The sequence below is a fragment of the Sulfitobacter sp. LC.270.F.C4 genome (genome assembly GCF_032922545.1).
GTDB lineage: Bacteria > Pseudomonadota > Alphaproteobacteria > Rhodobacterales > Rhodobacteraceae > Sulfitobacter > Sulfitobacter profundi.
Genome location: NZ_CP136692.1, coordinates 1,138,022 through 1,156,691 on the forward strand (window position 1 = coordinate 1,138,022; position 18,670 = coordinate 1,156,691).

Genomic DNA, 18,670 nt, shown 5'->3' on the forward strand with positions numbered 1-18,670 from the left:
TCCTTACTGGGCCGCCACGGGTTCATAAATGGAGGCGGGCAGGTCATAGCCCCACATGCGGAACCGCTCGGAGAAGTGGCTGCGCACGCCGGTGGCGGTGAAATGGCCGATGATCTTGTTCTCGGGCGTCAGGCCCACGCGCTGGAACCGGAAAATCTCTTGCATCGAGATCACCTCGCCTTCCATGCCCGTGATCTCGGTGATCGAGGTCATCCGGCGCGAGCCGTCTTGCAAGCGGCTGGCCTGCACGATCAGGTTCACAGCCGAGGAAATCTGGCTGCGCATGGCTTTGAGCGGCATTTCGATCCCGGCCATGGCGATCATGTTTTCCAAACGGCTGACGCCATCGCGGGCCGAGTTGGCGTGGATCGTGGTCATGGAACCGTCGTGGCCGGTGTTCATCGCCTGTAGCATGTCGATCACCTCCTCGCCGCGCGTCTCGCCAACGATGATCCGGTCTGGACGCATCCGAAGGGCGTTTTTCAGACAGTCGCGGGGAGAGACTTCGCCCTTGCCTTCGACGTTGGGCGGGCGGCTTTCCATCCGGCCCACATGGGTCTGCTGGAGTTGGAGTTCGGCGGTGTCTTCGATGGTCAGGATGCGTTCGTCGTTGGCAATGAACGACGACAGCGCGTTGAGCGTGGTGGTTTTACCCGAACCCGTACCGCCCGAAACGATGATGTTCAGACGGGTCGCCACGGCGGCCTGCAAATAGGCGGCCATCTCTTCCGAGAAGGCCCCGAAATTCACCAGATCGTCGATGCCCAGCTTGTCCTTCTTGAACTTACGAATGGACACCAAGGAGCCGTCTACCGCGACGGGGGGCACCATGGCGTTGAAACGCGAGCCGTCTTTCAGACGCGCATCGACGTAGGGGTTGCTTTCATCCACGCGCCGACCCACTGCCGAGACGATCTTGTCGATGATCCGCAGCAGGTGCTTTTCATCCTTGAACGTCACGTCGGTCAACTGCAGCTTGCCGTCCCGCTCGACGAAAATCTGCTGCGGGCCGTTCACCAGAATATCGTTGACGCTGTCGTCTTTCAGCAGCGTCTCAAGGGGGCCAAGGCCGGTCACCTCGTCATAAAGCTCGGAGTTCAGCGTCATGCGGTCTTCGCGGTTGAGCACGATGCTCTTTTCCGAGAGAACCTCGACGGCGATATCGTTGATCTCCTGCCGCAAATCGGCCTCGGAGGCATGTTCCAGCGCGGCGAGGTTGAGGTTGTCCAACAGGGCGCGGTGCAGTTCGAGCTTGATCTCACTCATCCGCTGCTTGCGCTTGACCTCGCGATCCTCGGGCGAAGCGGCGGCGGGTTTGACGGCCCGGCGCATCGAAACCGGTCTAACCGCCTCGGCAGGGGCGGGGGTGGGGGCCGCAGGGGCGGGCTCGACCTTTTTGACAGGCTTGGCCTCTCGGACCGGAGCAGCGGCTTTCGGGGTCGCGGAGGCTGGTTTTTTGTATTTGGAGAACATCGGTACGCTCTTTCGCTAGGGGCTTAGGCCGCTTTGGCCTGCTCGCCCTTGAGATCGTGGATGGAGCTTGCCAGCTTGGCGATTTCGCGACGCAGGGGGCTTTTCGGAGCCGAGTTGGCCAGCGGCAGCCCATGGTCATTGGCCTGCGTCACCGCTTTGCCGCCATCGGGCAGCTGTACGTCAATTGAGATGCTGAGCGATTCGGCCATCCGCTTGACCCGGCTCTTGGCGCTGAGATCGGTGAATTTGGGTGCGCGGTTCATTACGTAGCGCAGCTTTTCAAAGGGCAGTTCCTCGGATTGCAGCGCCCGTTTAAAGCGGAGTGCGTTCTGGGCCGAGCGCATGTCGAGTTCCAGCATCGCAAAGTAGACATGCGCGCTGGTCAGCACGGTCTCGGACCACTGCACCAGCGTCGAAGGCATGTCGACGATGACATAGTCGAACTGGTTGCGGGCCATGTTGAGGATGCGATCAATGTCTTCGTTGGTGACGATATCGAGCGGCAGCATCTCAGCCGGGGCGGTCAGCACATGCAGCTTGTCCTCGAAGGTTTGCAACGCTTGGCCAAAGATTTCCTCGTCCATGGTTTCCGTGTCGGACATCATCTCATAGACGGCTTCGCGCCGTTGCAGATCAAGGAAGGTCGCGACAGAGCCGTATTGCAGGTCGAAATCCAGCAGGCAGACCGAGGGCGGATTTTTCTTGTCCGCATTGGCCAGCTCCCACGCAAGGTTCACGGCAAGGGTCGTGGCCCCGGTGCCACCAGCCAGCCCGTGCACCACGATCAGGGCGCCATCCTTTTGCGCGCCGGCCTTCAGTTGCGGGGCGCTGGCCTCGGCTGCGGGGGCAGGGGGCGCGTTCTCTCCGGCGCGGACGCGGGCGATGGCCTGGGCCAACTCGCCTTCGGGCAGCGGATAGGGAACGAATTCATCCGCACCCTGCCGCAGCAGCGAATGCAGCGCGGCGGGGGTCATGTCTTCGGCGATCAGAATCACCCGGATGTCGCGGGCCTTGGCCTGCGTGATGATCTCAGTCATCAGAACAAGGTTGTCTTCGTCGGTCTCATCCATGGCGAGGGCGACAAATTCCATCGCCTCAGCCTCGGGCTGGCCAAAGAACGCCAGCGCTTCGGCGAATCCCAGATCGCCCCAGCTTTCGCCCAGAGTGGCCTCCATGTCTTCGATCAAGAGGTCGAAGTTCTGTACATCGCGGCTGATTGTGCAGGCAACGATCGGCGCTGCTTCGGGGTGGGGCATAGTGCTGCTCATGACCTTTTGTCCTTTACATCAACGGTTTGGCCGGAGGGCGGCGATATTCTGTCGCTGCGATCGCTCTGACCTCTGCCTCATGCGCGGCCCTTGAGCCGGGCACATTTATCCTTCTGTGTCGAATATCACCCCCAACTGGGGCGAGATTGGGGCCAAAAAGCCTCTATTGTTGGGTATCTTGAAACGATCTGCTCATTCACGCCCGATTGACCATGGACGGGCTGGGACGAAAAACCCCCGTGGCCCGAAGGTGCGGGGGGATATTCTCTTGTCGAAAGAGGGGCTTGCCCTACTCTCCGCCACCACCTGCGACGGTGGCACTGGCGCTCAGTTGCGAGGGGGGCACGGCGCTGGCCACATACTCGCGGTAGATGATCTGCGCATATTTGCCATCCAGCAGCATCGGGTGGCCGTGCACAAAGCCGCTGACCTCGGTCACGGTGCGGCGATTGCGGCGCTCACGGCCTTGGGTCACGATCAGGGGCTGCGTTTCGCCAAAGGAAACAACGGCTTCCAATCGGCTGGGGCTGATTCCCAAGGTCGAGAGATAGCGCACCACAGCCTGCGCGCGGCGCAGCCCGAGGGCGCGGTTATAGGTCTGCGAGCCGACCAGATCGGTGTGGCCATAGACGCGGAAGCGCATCTCGGGGAATTGGCGAATCCAACCGGCCTGCTGGCGCAGGATCGCCTGCGCATTGGCGTCCAACCGGTCGGAGTTAAAGGCGAACGTCACGGTAGAGCGGACCTCGCTGGCAAAGCGGTTCGCCAGATCAAAGGTTACACGCTTTTCGCCGGTCATGACCTGCCGGTTGTGCAGCGTAGCATTGCCGAACTGGCCGGTGTCCACGACCGACCCCGCCTCGCGGTAGAACTGCGTATAGACCGGATCATTGCTGGGGGAGCAGGCGGTGAGCCCGGCGAGGGCCGCGGTGCCTGCAATCAACGTGATATGTCTGCGTGTCATCGGATCAATCCAGTACATAACCGTAGGAGCCGCGGAAGTCCTGTTTGGCAACTTCGCCCGCAGCACCCCGGCTGGGGGTGCGGGTGCCGTCCGCCGTGCGCCCGTGCAAGAACAGGTCTTTCTCGGACGGCGGTTTGATGCGGTCCGTGGGCAGCACCAGCGCCTCGCCACGGGTTGGCGTGACCAAATGCGCAGTGACGATGATGACCAGTTCCGTCTGGCTGCGCTGATAATCCGCTGACCGGAACAGCGCGCCCAGCACCGGCACATCGCCGATCCACGGCAGTTGCCGCGTGCTGTCGGTGAAGTCGTCGGTCAGAAGGCCCGCGATGGCAAAGCTCTCACCGTCGCGCATCTCGACCGTGGTCGAGGTTTCGCGGCGGGTGAAGGCGGAAATCTCAATGCCGTTGCCCAATGAGATGCTGTTACTCGCGTCGATGGCCGAAACGGCGGCGTTCATTTCAAGGTTGATGATATCCTTGTCCACGACGCGCGGGATAAAGGCGAGCTCTACGCCGAAGGGTTTGAATTCCACCGAAACGGTATCACTGGTCTGGGCCACGGGGATGGGATATTCGCCCCCGGCGAGGAACTTGGCCTCTTGCCCCGAAAGCGCCACGAGGTTCGGCTCGGCCAGGAACCGCACGACGCCCTTTTCTTCCAGTGCTTCCAACAGGATGCCCACTTGGGTCGAGCCTGCGTTGAAGCCGAAAAGCACCGCGCCCGCGTTCTGGTTCGCCGATGGGATCGACCCGCCGAGCGAGGTCGCGACCCCGCCCGAAGTATTCGTGCCGCCTGTGCCCGCACTGAAGTTGGACCCGCCATTGATGGCCAGCGAAGAGCCGAGCGATTTCGACACGTTGCGCTGCATCTCTGCAAAGCGGACTTTCATCATGACCTGCTGAATGCCGCCGACGCTCATCAGATTGCTGACCCGCTCGGGTGCATAGCGTTCGGCCAGATCGAGCGCGCGTTGCAGCCGCTGCGTCGAAGAAACGATGCCCGAGAGCACGATGCCGTCATTGGCGGTGCGCACTTCGATCTTCTCACCCGGTAGGATTTGGCGCAGACGTTCTTTGAATTCAGACACATCCGCTGCGACGCGGACATCGACATTGGTAATCAACTGCCCCCCGGCGTCGAGCAGCGTCAGCGTGGTCAGACCCGGAGATTTGCCCAGCACATAGATCGTGCGGTCAGACAAAGATGAGATATCCGCGATGCCGGGGTTGGCAATGCTAAGCTCCGCGAAGGGGATGTCACTTTCCACCACCACAGCGCGGTTCATCGGAACGTCGAGGCTGGAATTGGTACCGCGTTTCACGACGCGCAGCGTGTCGGCGCCAGCTGAACTGGGCAGGGTCAATGCCATCGGCATCACGCCCAGTGTCAGCCCCAGCAGGGCCGCTTTTAGAAATCTATCGATTTTCATGTGACCTGCCTTTTTGATCACGCCTCGGGATGGGTCTTTTCGCCCTCGTTTGGCAGCACTCTGCGGCAATTCAAATTTTATTGCAAGAATCAAGCTCTTCGCGGGCGCTGTGCATGTGGGCTATTCGCAACATAACAGAGAATGGAAAAGACGCCGCAGGGGGACTGCGGCGTCTTTTTTAGCTTAGCAAGAGGTTGTTATCGGATCAGTTTGTGCAGGGGATCGGCAGTTCGACCACTTCGGCCCCGCGGCGGGTGCGGATCGTGCAAACCTTTTCTTTGGTAACCTCTGCGATGGTTTCCTGCGCTTCGATGCCCAGAAGCGAGCGTTGGTCGACTTCAATAGCCTCGGCCACGGTGTCGTCATTCGTACCGACCAGAGCAAGGGACAGACGGCCGGTTGATTGCGCTTGGGCAAGGGCGGCGACCTGTTGGGGGTTCACGGCCACGGTCACGGTCTTGGCGATTGAGGCTTCGCCCATCACCAGCGCATCTGCGCTTTGGTCGATGGCGATCAGCTGCACGGCCGATTCGATCAGTTTGGTTACATCGCCGTTGCTGGATTGGTTGCCCACGTTCACGCGGCCTGTCCAATAGACATCCACCCGGTCGCCGGGACGCAGGAAGCCCGACACGCCGCTGGAAACGTCGACTTTGAGGGCAAAGGCGCGCATGCCGCGTGCCAGACGCGAGGTCAGACCGGAATCTTCGCCCGGCTCGGTCACCTTCACGGCCATGATCGCTTCATCTTTCTCGATGTTGCGCAGCACGATGCGTTGATCTTTGGTGTTTTCCGGAAACAGCACGGTTTCCTCAAAGAATGTGCCCTCGGGGATGGCATTCTCGGGCCATTTGACGGCGCGCACATCTTCGCGGGTGAGGGGCTGACCGTATTTCAGGGGCTTGTCGGCCACCCAAACGGTTTTGGTTGGCACCACTTGCGCCAGCGCAGCTTGGGCCTGCGCGTTCGCGGCTTGATACTGTGAAATCCGGTCTTTCGCCAGATAAACGGCCCCACCGGCAAGTGCTATACCCACCAAAAGAACCAATCCGAATACGGCTCGCATGTCATCACCTCTTTGCTATGGAAGCGAGTCTCGGCCCGCTTTGATCACCTCGGCAGATTAGCCGCCGAATATGGCGAGATTTGGTCGCCACGGCGGCGATGCGATGAAGCTTGCCGTGGTGCGTCTTTGCGGCGCCGTTGTCTTAAGCGGTCAGCTGGACCCGGATGTATTCGACAAGCCCGTCAAGGCTGTCGGAGAATAGGCCCAGCACCAAGATTGCTAGGCCCACCAGTCCGGCGGTCAGGACAACCCAATCAACGCTGACGGCGCCGTTTTGGTCACAGAAGAATTTCTTGAAATGGCTGCGCATGCGTATCTCCGCTTGCTGAGCGACACCGTTAGGTATGCAAAAGGACCGCTTCCCAGGTTGGGAAGCGGTCCCAATTGTTCGTAGAGCCGACCAGCTCTGATCTGCTTAGCTCGCTGGTGTGCGATCGGCAGTGGTTTCAAAAGTCGTAATATCTTGAGCAATATTGCCCGCCATTGTGCCTGTGCTGTCGCCGATTGCGTTGAACGCGACGATAGCCAGACCAACGATCGCAGCGGTCAGAACGACCCAGTCAACTGTCACGGCACCGTCTTCGTCTTTGCGGAAGTTTTTGATAAAGTTCATCATGTCATGTCCCTCCAAGGATCACTGAGTAAAAGGTCTTAACCTCGCCGTCCGGTTTGCCTCGTTCTCTCATTGAGGCTGTCCGACTTGGTATGACCCTATATAGCCGTCAGATTGGGGCGCGAATTTGGCAGCAACTGCGCCTTTTTCAGACCGTTCACTTTTTTCTTGCAAAAACTTCTTAACTCTCTGTTTGTATGGAGTTTAATTCTTCTACCTGACCGTCCTGCTCCGCTTTCCCGTCGCCTGAGAGGACAATTGCGGCGAAATCGCCATGATCCCCGCCTCAAACGCTGGTCCGATTCCACGATTCGTGAGATATTGCCGAACAAAGGCGCGTCAGACGCAAGGTAGAGCAGGCATGTATCGTATATTGGCATTCTCGCTGGTCACGGCCCTTATGGCCCCTGCCGTTGCGGCAGAGGGCCCGAAATCCTTTCCTGAGTTTTCCGCCAAACGGGTCGGCCCGCCCAAGACGGGGGCCAAACGCATCACCGTGCAAATTGACCCGGCCGCACGCGCAGCCGCTGCGGCAAAGGTCGACACAGGCCCCGCAGTGGCCGCCACGCCAAGCGGCGCGATTGCGCCTTTGAATGCGGGGCAGTTTGATTGGTTCTGGGATAAGGTCTCTCCCGCAGCGGACCGCGGCGGGGCGGGGCGGTTGGCGCCTGCGATGGCGGCGCTTTCAACGGGCAAGGTGCCCGCGCCGCGCCTGCAGCACCTGCAAGATATCGCACGCAGCAATGGGGTGGACATCCTGCGCGCCACGGTCGGCACGAATGTCTCTCCGGCGCTGGTGTTGGCGGTGATCAGCGTGGAATCGGCGGGACGTACCGATGCGGTAAGCCGGGCCGGGGCGGCTGGACTGATGCAATTGATGCCCGATACCGCTGCCCGCTTTGGCGTGGGCGACAGTATGGTCGCGGCCGAGAATATCTCAGGCGGGGTCAAATACCTTAACTGGCTGATGGGGGAGTTCGATCGCGATCCGATTCTCGTACTGGCGGGCTATAACGCGGGGGAGGGGTCGGTGCGCAAACATGCGGGCGTGCCGCCTTTTGCTGAGACGCGCGACTACGTGCCCAAGGTGCTGGCCGCTTTTCAAGTCGCGCAGGGGCTTTGCCTGACACCGCCGGAACTGATCAGCGATGGCTGCGTCTTTGCCGCGATGAACTGATCGCGAAAGCCGTGCCCCCGGCGGATGCCGCCGAGGGGTGCCGCCGGGGTGGTTGTTAAACGATGGTCGCTTGGGTCGCGGCGCGCAGCTCGTCCTCGGTCACGCCATCGGCGCATTCGACGATCTTCAGACCGCCTTCGACCACGTCGAGCACGCCAAGGTTGGTGATGATCCGGTCGACCACGCCCTTGCCGGTCAGCGGCAGGGTGCATTCCTTTAGCACCTTTGACTCGCCCGCTTTGTTCTGGTGGTCCATCACCACGATGACCCGTTTGACGCCGGCGACAAGGTCCATCGCGCCGCCCATGCCTTTGACCAGTTTGCCGGGGATCATCCAGTTCGCCAGATCGCCGTTCTCGGCCACTTCCATGGCACCGAGGATCGCCGCCGCGATCTTGCCGCCGCGGATCATGCCAAAGGACATGGCGCTGTCGAAATAGGCGGTGCGGCTGAGCTCGGTGATGGTCTGTTTCCCAGCGTTGATAAGGTCGGGGTCTTCTTCGCCCTCAAAAGGGAAAGGGCCCATGCCCAGCATGCCATTTTCCGACTGCAGGGTGATGTCCTTGTCGCCAACGTAGTTCGCCACCAGCGTCGGAATCCCGATGCCGAGGTTCACATACATGCCGTCTTCGAGTTCCTCTGCGGCCCGCGCCGCCATCTGATCTCTATCCCAAGGCATTATGCTTCCTCCCGCTTGCGTGTCGTGACCTTTTCGATGCGCTTTTCGTGATCGCCTTGGATGATGCGATGCACGTAGATGCCCGGCAGGTGGATTTTATCGGGGTCGAGGCTGCCACGCGGAACGATCTCTTCGACCTCGACGATGCAGACCTTACCGCACATGGCGGCAGGCGGGTTAAAGTTGCGCGCGGTCTTGCGGAACATCAGGTTGCCAGTGTCGTCGGCTTTCCAAGCCTTCACGATCGACAGATCGGCAAAGATGCCCTCTTCGAGGATGTAATCCTCACCCCGGAATTGTTTGACCTCTTTGCCCTCGGCGATCTGGGTGCCGACACCGGTCTTGGTGTAAAAGCCCGGGATGCCCGCGCCACCGGCGCGCATGCGCTCGGCCAAGGTGCCTTGGGGGTTGAACTCCAACTCTAACTCACCGGAGAGGTACTGGCGCATGAACTCGGCGTTCTCGCCCACGTAGGAGGAGATCATCTTTTTCACCTGCCGCGATTGCAGCAGAATGCCGATGCCGAAATCATCGACGCCCGCGTTGTTCGACGCAAAGGTGAGGTCTTTGGCCCCGTTTTCCTTGATCGCCTGCAACAGCAATTCCGGAATGCCACAAAGGCCAAAGCCCCCCGCGGCGATCAGCATGCCATCCGACAGAACGCCTTCTAGCGCTTCGGCGGCGGATCCATAGATTTTGTTCACGGGCGACCTCCCTCTAGTTTCGTTGCGCCATATGTGACCCTGCGTCGTCGCAGTGTCAATTACGTGGTGCTACGCAGCGAGGCCGCCCAGAAGGGTCAGATGATACGCACTTGCGTGCCGACGGGGCACATGCCGAAAAGCTCTTCGATCTTCTCGTTATAGAGACCAATACAACCGTCCGAGGACCGTCGCCCGATCTTGCGCGTGTCATGGGTGCCGTGGATGATATAGGCGGGCCAGCTGAGATACATCGCATGGGTGCCAAGCGGGTTATCGGGGCCGGGCGGCATGTATTTGTAGTGCGGGAAGCGTTCCATCATCGACGCGGTCGGGGTCCAATCCGGGCCCTCTTTCTTGCGCACGATTTCGGTGTAGCCGCGTTTGGTCAGCTCTTCGGTGGCGGGCACGGAGGTCGGGTAGACCTTGTAGGTCTGGCCGTCGGCGCTCCAATAATGCAGGGCGCGGCTGATGGTGTCGGCCACGATCGCGCCTTTGCCGAGGCTGTCGAAATGGTCTTGCCAGCGCTGCGTGGCAAAGCTCGACGCGTTGCGTGAAACAGGGGCTTCGTTGGAAAATTCGCGGGCCGCTTGGCCGAATTCCTGCGCGCGCAGGATTTGCGGGGTGAGCAACGCGGCACCGCTTGCGGCGATCACGCCACGTCGGCTGAATTTAATGCCTGACATCTATCTGCCTTTCATATTGGTCTTGCCGGCTCCCTGATCGGAAAATCGAAGGGAGATGGCAAATCACATATTCATGATGTTGGATGTAAACGCCGCCCACAGGCGGAACCGCGCCGATCCCCGGCGCGGCCGCTGTGGTCTGGCGGCGTAATTACGCGCTGTCGGCCTTTTTCGCCGCCGGCTTCTTCGCGGCGGGTTTCTTGGCCGGAGCCTTTTTGGCGGGCGCTTTCTTGGCTGCTGGCTTCTTTGCTGCGGTTTTTTTGGCGGCGGCTTTCTTCGCCGGTGCCTTCTTGGTCGCCGCCTTGCGTTTGGCGGGGGACTTGGCGAGCTTCTCTTCGATCAACTTGACCGCGCGTTCCATGGTCAGGTCTGCCGGTTCGATCTCTTTCGGGATCGTCGCGTTGACCTTTTCCCACTTCACGTAAGGCCCGTATTTGCCTTCCATGACATTGACCGCGCCGCCCATATCCGGGTGCTCGCCCATCTCGCGGATCGGTTTTGCGGCCTTGCCACGGCCACCACGGCTGGCAACCTTCTCGGCCAAAAGCTGCACCGCGCGGTTCATGCCGACGGTCCAAACCTCATCGATGCCCTCAAGGTTGGCATTGGTGCCGCCGCGGTCCGAGGTGCTTTCGGCGTGTTTGATGTAAGGCCCGTAGCGGCCGATATTGGCCCAGACCATCACGCCGTCCTCGGGGTGGGGGCCGATCTCCCGCGGGAGGGAGAGCAGCATCACGCCCTGTTCCAGCGTCAAATCCTCGGGCACCCAATCCTTGGGGATCGACTGGCGCGGCGGTTTTTTGTTTTCTTCGGTCACCGGCCCGCGCTGGACGTAAGGCCCGAAACGGCCCTTGAAAACGCGGATTTCGTCGCCCTGATCCTCACCCAAAAGCTTGCCATCAGGCGGAATGGCCGAGGCTTCGGCCTCCGGATCGGGCGGGCCAAAGGGGCGTGTGTAACGGCATTCGGGGTAGTTCGAGCAGCCGATAAAGGCGCCGCCCGAACGGGCCGTGCGCATCGACAGGCGGCCAATTTCGCAATTGGGGCAAAGCCGGGGGTCGCCACCGTCTTCGGTCGGCGGGAAAAGATGGGGCTCGAGCACCTCATTGATCTTTTCCAAGACCTCGGTGATGCGCAACTCGGATGTTTCTGCAATCGCCGCCGAGAAATCACGCCAGAAGCGACGCAGCACTTCCTTATAGGCGGCATCGCCCGCGCTGACCTTATCAAGCTGGTCTTCGAGATCGGCGGTGAAATCATAGCCGATGTAGCGGCGGAAGTAGTTTTCGAGGAAGGCGGTCACGAGCCGGCCCTTATCCTCGGGGATCAGACGGTTGCCGTCCTTGCGAACATATTCGCGGTCCTGAATCGTGGTGACGATGCTGGCATAGGTCGAGGGGCGGCCGATGCCGAGCTCTTCCATGCGTTTAACCAGCGTGGCTTCGGTATAGCGCGGCGGCGGCTGGGTGAAATGCTGCTCGGGCGTGACGGAGCGTTTGTCCATCGCATCGCCATTGTTGATTTGGGGCAGGCGCTTGTCGTCCTCGTCGACCACATCATCGCGGCCTTCTTCGTAAACACGCAGGAACCCATCAAACAGCACGACCTGACCATTGGCGCGCAGGCCAACCTGACCGTCATCGCTGCCGACCTCAACCGTGGTGCGCTCCAGCCGGGCGCTTTCCATCTGGCAGGCCAGCGTGCGTTTCCAAATCAGGTCATAAAGCTTTGCCTGATCGGCATCGAGCTTCAGTGTCTTCGCGTCTTTGGTCATATCCGTGGGGCGGATACATTCGTGCGCTTCCTGAGCGTTTTTCGCTTTGTTTTTATAGATGCGCGGCTCTTTCGGCACGTAATCCGCGCCGAAACGGTCAGCGATCGCATCACGCGCCATGCTCACCGCTTCGGGCGCCATGTCGATGCCGTCGGTCCGCATGTAGGTGATGTGCCCGGCCTCATAGAGGCGCTGCGCGGTCGACATGGTCTGGCGCGCGCCCATGGAGAATTTGCGGCTGGCTTCCTGCTGCAAGGTCGAGGTCATAAATGGTGCCGAGGGGTTGCGGCTGGCCGGTTTCGCCTCGACGTTCATCACTTTCAGCGCGCGGCTGGTGATCGCCTGCACGGCCATCTCGGCCTGCGTGGCGTCGGCCAGATCGAAGCGATCCAGCTTTTTGCCCGCAAGAGAAACGAGGCGCGTTTCGAATTCTTGGCCGCGCGGCGTGGCGAGCAGGGCCTTCACCGACCAGTATTCACGGGCGCGGAAGGCTTCGATCTCCATCTCGCGCTCAACGATCAGGCGCAGGGTGACCGATTGCACACGTCCGGCGGACTTCGCACCGGGCAGTTTGCGCCAAAGCACGGGAGAGAGGTTGAACCCCACCAGATAGTCCAGCGCGCGGCGCGCGAGATAGGCCTCGACCAGCGGCATATCGACCTGACGCGGGTTCTGCATCGCCTCGGTCACGGCCTTTTTAGTGATCTGGTTAAAGACGACGCGGCTAACGGGCGTGTCTTTCTTGATCGACTTGCGCTTGGTCAGCGCCTCTTGCAGGTGCCAGCTGATCGCCTCGCCTTCGCGGTCGGGGTCAGTCGCGAGGATCAGTGCGTTGTCTTTGGCCAGCGCGTCGGCGATGGCTTTGACGTGTTTCTTGCTGTCAGAGGCGACTTCCCATTTCATGTCGAAATCGGCGTCGGTGTCGACCGATCCGTCCTTTGGCGGCAAGTCCCGGACGTGGCCGTAAGAGGCGAGAACGGTGTAATCGTCGCCCAGATATTTGTTGATCGTTTTGGCCTTGGCTGGGGATTCGACAACGACGACGGGCATAAATACAGGCACCTTAGATCAAAAATGAGGGCGGCTTTGCGCTGTCTCATGTGGGATGGCGGGGGTGTTTGTCAATGCGGCTGCTGCGGATGAGGGGTTTGGCGCGCAGCGGTTTGGCAGGGCAGATGGGCCGTATTGCCGCTATTAGCGGGCGGCTTTCGGCAGCGCCTTGGTCGGGGGCGTTGCTCGCGGAGGTGCCACGGCGCAACTCTGCTCAGGCCGGGACGAAATGTGCGACGCCGTCAGGCGGAACGGCTTAGCAACCCGCCCGGCTGACGCTGAATTTCCCCCTCCATCTCAAGATCAAGCAGGGCAGGGGCCACGTCACTGCTGGGCACTTGCAGATCGCGGATCAACTGATCCTCTGCGACCGGGGCGGGGCCGAGGCGGGCGAGGATCTGCGCGTGGAGCTTTGCGACGGGGCCGCGTTTTGGCGGAGGCGTTTTTGCCCGAAGTGGGGGCGGCGCGGGCTTGCGTCGGGGTAATTCGGGCCCCTGCGTGGCCAACTCCGGCAAAACCTCCAACACGTCAGCGGCGGAGCGGACCAGCACTGCGCCATCGCGGATCAGCATGTTGCAGCCCGCCGCGCGCGCGTCCATCGGGTGGCCGGGCACCGCCAGCACGTCGCGCCCCTGATCCAATGCATCGCGTGCGGTGATCAAACTGCCCGAGCGGGCCGCCGCCTCAACCACCACGGTTGCCCGGCTCAGACCAGAGATGATGCGGTTGCGGCGTGGGAAATGCCGCGCCATCGGTTGCAGCCCCATTGGTTGCTCTGACAGGCGCAGCCCCTCCGCCGCGATCTGTTCCGCCAGTTCTGCATTCTCGCTTGGGTATATAATGTCGACCCCGCCCGCCTGCACGGCGATGGTGCCATGGGCCAGCGCGGCCGAATGGGCAGCGGCGTCGATGCCCCGCGCAAGGCCGGAGACGACGACAAATCCAGCCTCCCCAAGCTCTGCCGCGAGGGTGCGTGCCATGCGAAGCCCAAGCGAGGAGGCATTCCGCGCACCGACCAATGAAATCATAGGCCGGGTGAGGAGGGATGGGTCACCAATCACCCACAAAAAGGGCGGGGCATCGTCGAGATCATTCAATAGGTCGGGGTAGGGCGCCTGTCCCTGAACCAGCAGCCGCGCCCCGGCGGTGCGGGCGGCATTGAGTTCGGCCTGAACAACCCCTTCGGGGCAAATGCGATAGTTCGAAATGCCTGCGGCCTGCGCCACTTCGGGCAAGGCGTTCAGCGCATTGATCGCAGAGCCATGTTCATCCAGCAGACGCCGGTAAGTGGAAATGCCCACCCTGCGTGAGCGCAACAGACGAAGCCGGGCAAACTGTTCATCTTCCTGGGTGGGTGGGAGTGGGGGGTGAGTGGAAGAAGGATGTAGGTCCTTGTCAGTCATCCCGAAGCTCCGTCCGTTGCAGAATCAGGTATAGGATTTAGTGCTTAACAACCTATGAATTTTCTCCAACCCATTCGATTCAACTCAGACGTGTCGTCAGGTCGCGGCCCCGCCCACGGTCAGCCCGCCGATCATCAGGGTCGGCTGGCCCACGCCCACCGGCACCCATTGGCCCTGCTTGCCGCAGTTGCCCATTCCGGGGTCCAGCGTCGGGTCATTGCCAATGGCGCGGATCTGCTGCAGCGCCGTGGCCCCGTCGCCGATCAGCGTGGCCCCTTTGACCGGCGCGCCGATCTTGCCGTTTTGCACGCGGTAGGCCTCGGTGCAGGAAAATACGAACTTGCCGTTGGTGATATCGACCTGACCGCCGCCAAATCCGATGGCATAAATCCCATCTTTGAGGTCGGCCACGATGTCCTCCGGTGCCGCATCGCCGCCTAGCATATAGGTGTTGGTCATGCGCGGCATCGGGATATGGGCATAGGATTGCCGCCGTCCGTTCCCGGTTGAGGCTCCGCCCATCAGCCGCCCGTTCTGACGGTCCTGCATATAGCCCACCAGCACGCCATCCTCGATCAACACATTGCGCGCCGAGGGGGTGCCCTCGTCATCGACCGAGATCGAGCCGCGCCGGTCGGGGATCGTGCCATCGTCCAGCACGGTCACGCCCTTTGCCGCGATCTGTTGGCCCATCAGCCCGGCAAAGGCGCTGGAGCCCTTGCGGTTAAAATCGCCCTCAAGCCCGTGTCCGATGGCTTCGTGCAGCAGGATGCCGGGCCAGCCGGGGCCAAGCACCACGTCCATCACGCCCGCCGGAGCAGGGACGGCCTCTAGGTTCACGCAGGCGATGCGCAGGGCTTCGCGGACCTTGGCCTGCCAGTCGTCGGGCGCGAGCATGCCATCAAGCCCAATCCGCCCGCCGCCGCCGACACCGCCACTTTCGCGGCGACCGTCTTGCTCCACGATGACCGAGACATTGACCCGTGTCATCGGGCGCACGTCGCGCACTGAATGCCCCTCAGGGCGGAGGATCTCGACCTCCTGAATGCTGGCCGCGATTGTCGCACTCACCTGCACCACGCGGGAATCGAGGCTGCGGGCATAGGCGTCGATCTCGCGCAGGGTATCGACCTTGACCGGAAAGGCATGGCCCGCGATCGGGTCTTCGTCCGTATAAAACCGCTTGTTGCTGGCCTGCGGGGCATCGGCCCACGTGCCGCCGCCATCGCCCACCGCCAGCCGCGCCGTCTCCGCCGCGCGGCGCAGGGACGCCTCGCTGAGTTCGGTGGAATGGGCGTAGCCTGCCACCTCACCGCGCACGGCGCGCAGGCCAAAGCCCTCGGCGGCATCGTAGCTGGCGGTTTTGAGGCGTCCGTCGTCGAACACCAGCGCCTCTGAGCGGCGGCGTTCGAGGAACAATTCCCCGTCATCGGCACCGGCCACGGCCTCGCGCAGCACGCTCAGAGCGGTTTCTCGGTCCAGATCGGCCTCGAAGGGGGTGAAATGCGCGCGGCTCATTGGGGGTATCCTTGCTTGCTGTCACAAAACTGTCTCGCGCGGCTCTATGACGCAAGCATGTGACTTTATCTTGTAGGCAGAATATGATTGTAAGCATCCAGGATTACAACGGCACCGGGTCGCAGCAGCGGTTTGGGGTGCCTTATCGGCTTCTTAATGGTCACAAGATCAGGACGACATATGAAACATCTACTCCCCCTTTCCGGTCTTTTGACCAGCCTTGCCGCCCTGCCTGCATTGGCACAGGACAGCCTGCGCATTGACGGGCTTGATGTCATCGGCAGACCTGTTGACGGCGAGACAGGCTTTCAACCCGCTGTGACGCGGGTGGCGCAGGATATTCACGATCTGGATTACCTGATTCTCGTGATCATCACGCTGATCACCATTTTCGTGACCGGTCTGATCATCTGGGTCATGATCCGTTACAACAAAAAGCGGAACCCGAACCCCTCGTCCTTCACGCACCACACCCCGATCGAGATCGCTTGGACGATCCTGCCGATTCTGGTCCTTGTGCTGATCGGTGCCTATTCGCTGCCGATCCTGTTCCGCCAGCAGGAAATCCCCGAAGCTGACATCACCATCAAGGCCATCGGCAACCAGTGGTACTGGACCTATGAATATGTCGACGAAGAGATTGCCTTTGACAGCTACATGATCGGTGCTCCGGCCACGCTGGGTGACGGCGACGAAGATGTGACCCCCTTCGTGTTGAACGACGCGATGGTCGCCAAGCTCGAAGACGAAGGCTATGCCCGCGAAGACTTCCTGCTGGCCACCGACACATCGGTGGTGATCCCCGTGGGCAAGACCATCGTCGTGCAGGTCACGGCAAGCGACGTGATCCACTCTTGGACCATTCCCGCTTTCGGCGTGAAACAGGACGGCGTGCCGGGCCGTTTGGCGGAACTGTGGTTCACCGCCGAACAGGAAGGCGTCTACTTCGGTCAGTGTTCCGAGCTTTGCGGTCAGGCCCACGCCTATATGCCGATCACCGTCAAAGTCGTCTCGGAAGAGGCCTATGCGGAATGGCTTGGCAACGCCAAGGCGGAATATGCTGGCATCGAGCAGCCGCTGACCGTCGCCTCTAAGTAAGCCAGTGCCACGGGGCAGGGCGCAGGCCCGTGCCCCGTGTTTACCCTTGGAAGGTTCGGGATGACTGACATCACCAATACGCCAACACGTGAATACGACGCGCAGCTGGGGGATTACTTCGCCCTGCTGAAACCGCGCGTCATGTCGCTTGTCGTCTTCACGGCCTTCGTGGGGCTGTTGGCCGCACCGGTCTCGGTCAATCCCGTCATCGGCTTTTGCGCGATCTTGTTCATTGCCATCGGCGGCGGCGCCTCGGGCGCGCTCAACATGTGGTGGGATGCCGATATCGACGCGGTGATGCGCCGCACGCGCGGGCGTCCGATCCCCTCGGGCCGGGTCCAACCCGGAGAGGCGCTGACCCTCGGTGTGGCGCTGTCGGGTCTGTCGGTGATGATGCTGGGTCTGGCGACCAACCTTCTGGCGGGGGGGATGCTGCTCTTTACCATCCTGTTCTACGCCGTGTTCTACACCATGTGGCTCAAGCGTTTGACGCCGCAGAACATTGTCATCGGCGGTGCCGCCGGGGCCTTCCCGCCGGTGATCGGCTGGGTCGCCGCCACGGGCAGCTTCTCGGTCGAGGCATGGTTGATGTTCGCACTGATCTTCATGTGGACCCCGCCGCATTTCTGGGCGCTGGCGCTCTTCATGCGCTCTGACTACGACGATGCCAAAGTGCCCATGCTGACCGTGACCCACGGCCGTCCGGCGACGCGGCTGCACATCTTCGTCTACACGGTTCTGCTGGCCGCGTTGGCCATTGGCACAGCCTTCACCGCCATCGGTGGCATCTTCTACTTCGCCGTGGCGCTGGTCTTGAACGCCGCCTTCCTGCTGGGCGCTTACCGCATCTGGAAGCGGGACGAGGTCATGGCTGAGGGTGACGATTATGCCGAAGAGCGTAAGTTCTTCCGCCTGTCGCTGGGCTATCTCTTTTTGCACTTCGGGGCGATTCTGGGCGAAGCGGCCCTGCGCACCTTTGGATTGGGGGGCTGGTAATGGGCATCCGACCAGAACACGAGCTTCACGAACGCCGCCGGGGCCGCAACATCGGCGTGGGCCTGATGCTGGGTGCCTTCGTGGTGCTGATCATGGCGCTGACCTACGTCAAGATCACGCAAACGGATTTTGAACTGCCGGCCAATCAGCGTGAGGTGACCCAGTAATGGCGCTTTCCGGTCCTCAGAAAACAGTGATGCAAACCGTGAGTGTCGTGGTGCTGATGGGCGGTTTGGCTTGGGCATCTGTCCCTTTCTACGATTGGTTCTGCCGCGTGACAGGCTTCGGCGGGACGCCGGGGCAGGTATCGGAAGGCAGCGCGGATGTGCTCGACCAGACCGTCAAGGTCCGCTTTGACGGCTCGCTCAACGATGGCATGCCGTGGGAGTTCAAACCCGTGGTGCGTGAAATGGAAGTGCGGATCGGCGAGACCGGACTGGCCTTCTACGAAGCCTATAACCCCACCGACCACGCCGTCGCGGGGCAGGCCAGCTACAACGTGACCCCCTATACCGCCGGGCCGTTTTTCGAAAAGATCGACTGCTTTTGCTTTACCGAACAGGTGCTGGCACCGGGCGAGCGCGTGCAGATGCCGGTAAGCTTCTTCGTCGATCCGGAAATGGTCGAAGACCGCGATGGGAAGTTTGTACATACCATCACTCTGTCCTATACATTCTACGAAATTGACCTGCCCGAGGGCTATGCCGCCCTCGATCAGGACAGCGCCACAACAACGAATTAACGACCTGATTAAACAAAGGTGAGGGACCCG

General features: G+C 61.3%; 18 protein-coding genes. 5 read left to right on the forward strand and 13 right to left on the reverse strand.

All coding sequences use genetic code 11. The features are described from left to right. Positions 1-3 precede the first annotated feature (3 nt). The 7 genes from R1T45_RS09480 to R1T45_RS09510 all read right to left on the reverse strand — a co-directional run bounded on the left by R1T45_RS09480 (position 4) and on the right by R1T45_RS09510 (position 6,819). The gene (locus tag R1T45_RS09480; protein ID WP_120351641.1) at positions 4-1,473 is read right to left on the reverse strand and encodes a CpaF family protein; all 1,470 of its coding nucleotides are present in this window, start codon (positions 1,471-1,473) and stop codon (positions 4-6) included. Positions 1,474-1,496: 23 nt separating this feature from the next. Further along, a complete protein-coding gene (locus R1T45_RS09485; RefSeq protein ID WP_317390674.1) occupies positions 1,497-2,741 on the reverse strand; it encodes a CpaE family protein in 1,245 nt (414 codons plus the stop codon). 289 nt (positions 2,742-3,030) lie between these two features. Next, positions 3,031-3,705, reverse strand: coding sequence for an OmpA family protein (locus R1T45_RS09490; RefSeq protein WP_317390675.1), 675 nt, complete (start codon positions 3,703-3,705; stop codon positions 3,031-3,033). A 4-nt stretch (positions 3,706-3,709) separates the two neighbouring features. After that, complete coding sequence (locus R1T45_RS09495) at positions 3,710-5,137, reverse strand: type II and III secretion system protein family protein (RefSeq protein ID WP_120351638.1); 1,428 nt, start codon at positions 5,135-5,137, stop codon at positions 3,710-3,712. 205 nt (positions 5,138-5,342) lie between these two features. Then, entirely contained in the window at positions 5,343-6,203 is an 861-nt protein-coding gene (gene cpaB / locus R1T45_RS09500; protein ID WP_317390676.1) for a Flp pilus assembly protein CpaB, read from the reverse strand. Between the two features lie 142 nt (positions 6,204-6,345). Next, a complete protein-coding gene (locus R1T45_RS09505) occupies positions 6,346-6,513 on the reverse strand; it encodes a hypothetical protein (protein ID WP_243266850.1) in 168 nt (55 codons plus the stop codon). Between the two features lie 105 nt (positions 6,514-6,618). Next, a complete protein-coding gene (locus R1T45_RS09510; protein ID WP_317390677.1) occupies positions 6,619-6,819 on the reverse strand; it encodes a hypothetical protein in 201 nt (66 codons plus the stop codon). Between the two features lie 358 nt (positions 6,820-7,177). Between R1T45_RS09510 and R1T45_RS09515 the strand changes: the two genes are divergently transcribed. Continuing rightward, positions 7,178-7,993 (forward strand): lytic transglycosylase domain-containing protein, encoded by an 816-nt coding sequence (locus R1T45_RS09515; RefSeq protein WP_317390678.1) that lies wholly within the window; start codon positions 7,178-7,180, stop codon positions 7,991-7,993. Positions 7,994-8,048: 55 nt separating this feature from the next. Here R1T45_RS09515 and R1T45_RS09520 read toward each other — a convergent pair whose 3' ends face one another. From R1T45_RS09520 to tldD, 6 genes are all read right to left on the reverse strand, one after another. After that, entirely contained in the window at positions 8,049-8,672 is a 624-nt protein-coding gene (locus R1T45_RS09520; RefSeq protein WP_067621991.1) for a CoA transferase subunit B, read from the reverse strand. Then, the gene (locus R1T45_RS09525; RefSeq protein ID WP_067935997.1) at positions 8,672-9,376 is read right to left on the reverse strand and encodes a CoA transferase subunit A; all 705 of its coding nucleotides are present in this window, start codon (positions 9,374-9,376) and stop codon (positions 8,672-8,674) included. The genes R1T45_RS09520 and R1T45_RS09525 overlap by 1 nt, the downstream gene beginning before the upstream one ends. Before the next feature lie 95 nt (positions 9,377-9,471). Then, positions 9,472-10,059 (reverse strand): L,D-transpeptidase, encoded by a 588-nt coding sequence (locus tag R1T45_RS09530; RefSeq protein ID WP_067935999.1) that lies wholly within the window; start codon positions 10,057-10,059, stop codon positions 9,472-9,474. A gap of 151 nt (positions 10,060-10,210) precedes the next feature. After that, the gene (gene topA, locus R1T45_RS09535) at positions 10,211-12,883 is read right to left on the reverse strand and encodes a type I DNA topoisomerase (RefSeq protein ID WP_317390679.1); all 2,673 of its coding nucleotides are present in this window, start codon (positions 12,881-12,883) and stop codon (positions 10,211-10,213) included. Between the two features lie 242 nt (positions 12,884-13,125). After that, a complete protein-coding gene (gene dprA, locus R1T45_RS09540) occupies positions 13,126-14,286 on the reverse strand; it encodes a DNA-processing protein DprA (protein WP_317390680.1) in 1,161 nt (386 codons plus the stop codon). 96 nt (positions 14,287-14,382) lie between these two features. Next, a complete protein-coding gene (gene tldD, locus R1T45_RS09545; protein WP_317390681.1) occupies positions 14,383-15,804 on the reverse strand; it encodes a metalloprotease TldD in 1,422 nt (473 codons plus the stop codon). Positions 15,805-15,984: 180 nt separating this feature from the next. Here tldD and coxB point away from each other — a divergent pair, with 180 nt between their 5' ends. From coxB to R1T45_RS09565, 4 genes are read left to right on the forward strand one after another with little or no spacing between them, the layout of a single operon-like run. Beyond that, the gene (coxB, locus tag R1T45_RS09550) at positions 15,985-16,902 is read left to right on the forward strand and encodes a cytochrome c oxidase subunit II (RefSeq protein WP_120351633.1); all 918 of its coding nucleotides are present in this window, start codon (positions 15,985-15,987) and stop codon (positions 16,900-16,902) included. Between the two features lie 60 nt (positions 16,903-16,962). Then, positions 16,963-17,898, forward strand: a complete 936-nt coding sequence (cyoE, locus tag R1T45_RS09555) for a heme o synthase (RefSeq protein ID WP_317390682.1) — start codon at positions 16,963-16,965, stop codon at positions 17,896-17,898. Further along, positions 17,898-18,065, forward strand: a complete 168-nt coding sequence (locus tag R1T45_RS09560; RefSeq protein ID WP_120351631.1) for a cytochrome C oxidase assembly protein — start codon at positions 17,898-17,900, stop codon at positions 18,063-18,065. The genes cyoE and R1T45_RS09560 overlap by 1 nt, the downstream gene beginning before the upstream one ends. Next, a complete protein-coding gene (locus tag R1T45_RS09565) occupies positions 18,065-18,640 on the forward strand; it encodes a cytochrome c oxidase assembly protein (RefSeq protein WP_132444369.1) in 576 nt (191 codons plus the stop codon). The genes R1T45_RS09560 and R1T45_RS09565 overlap by 1 nt, the downstream gene beginning before the upstream one ends. Positions 18,641-18,670: the final 30 nt, after the last annotated feature.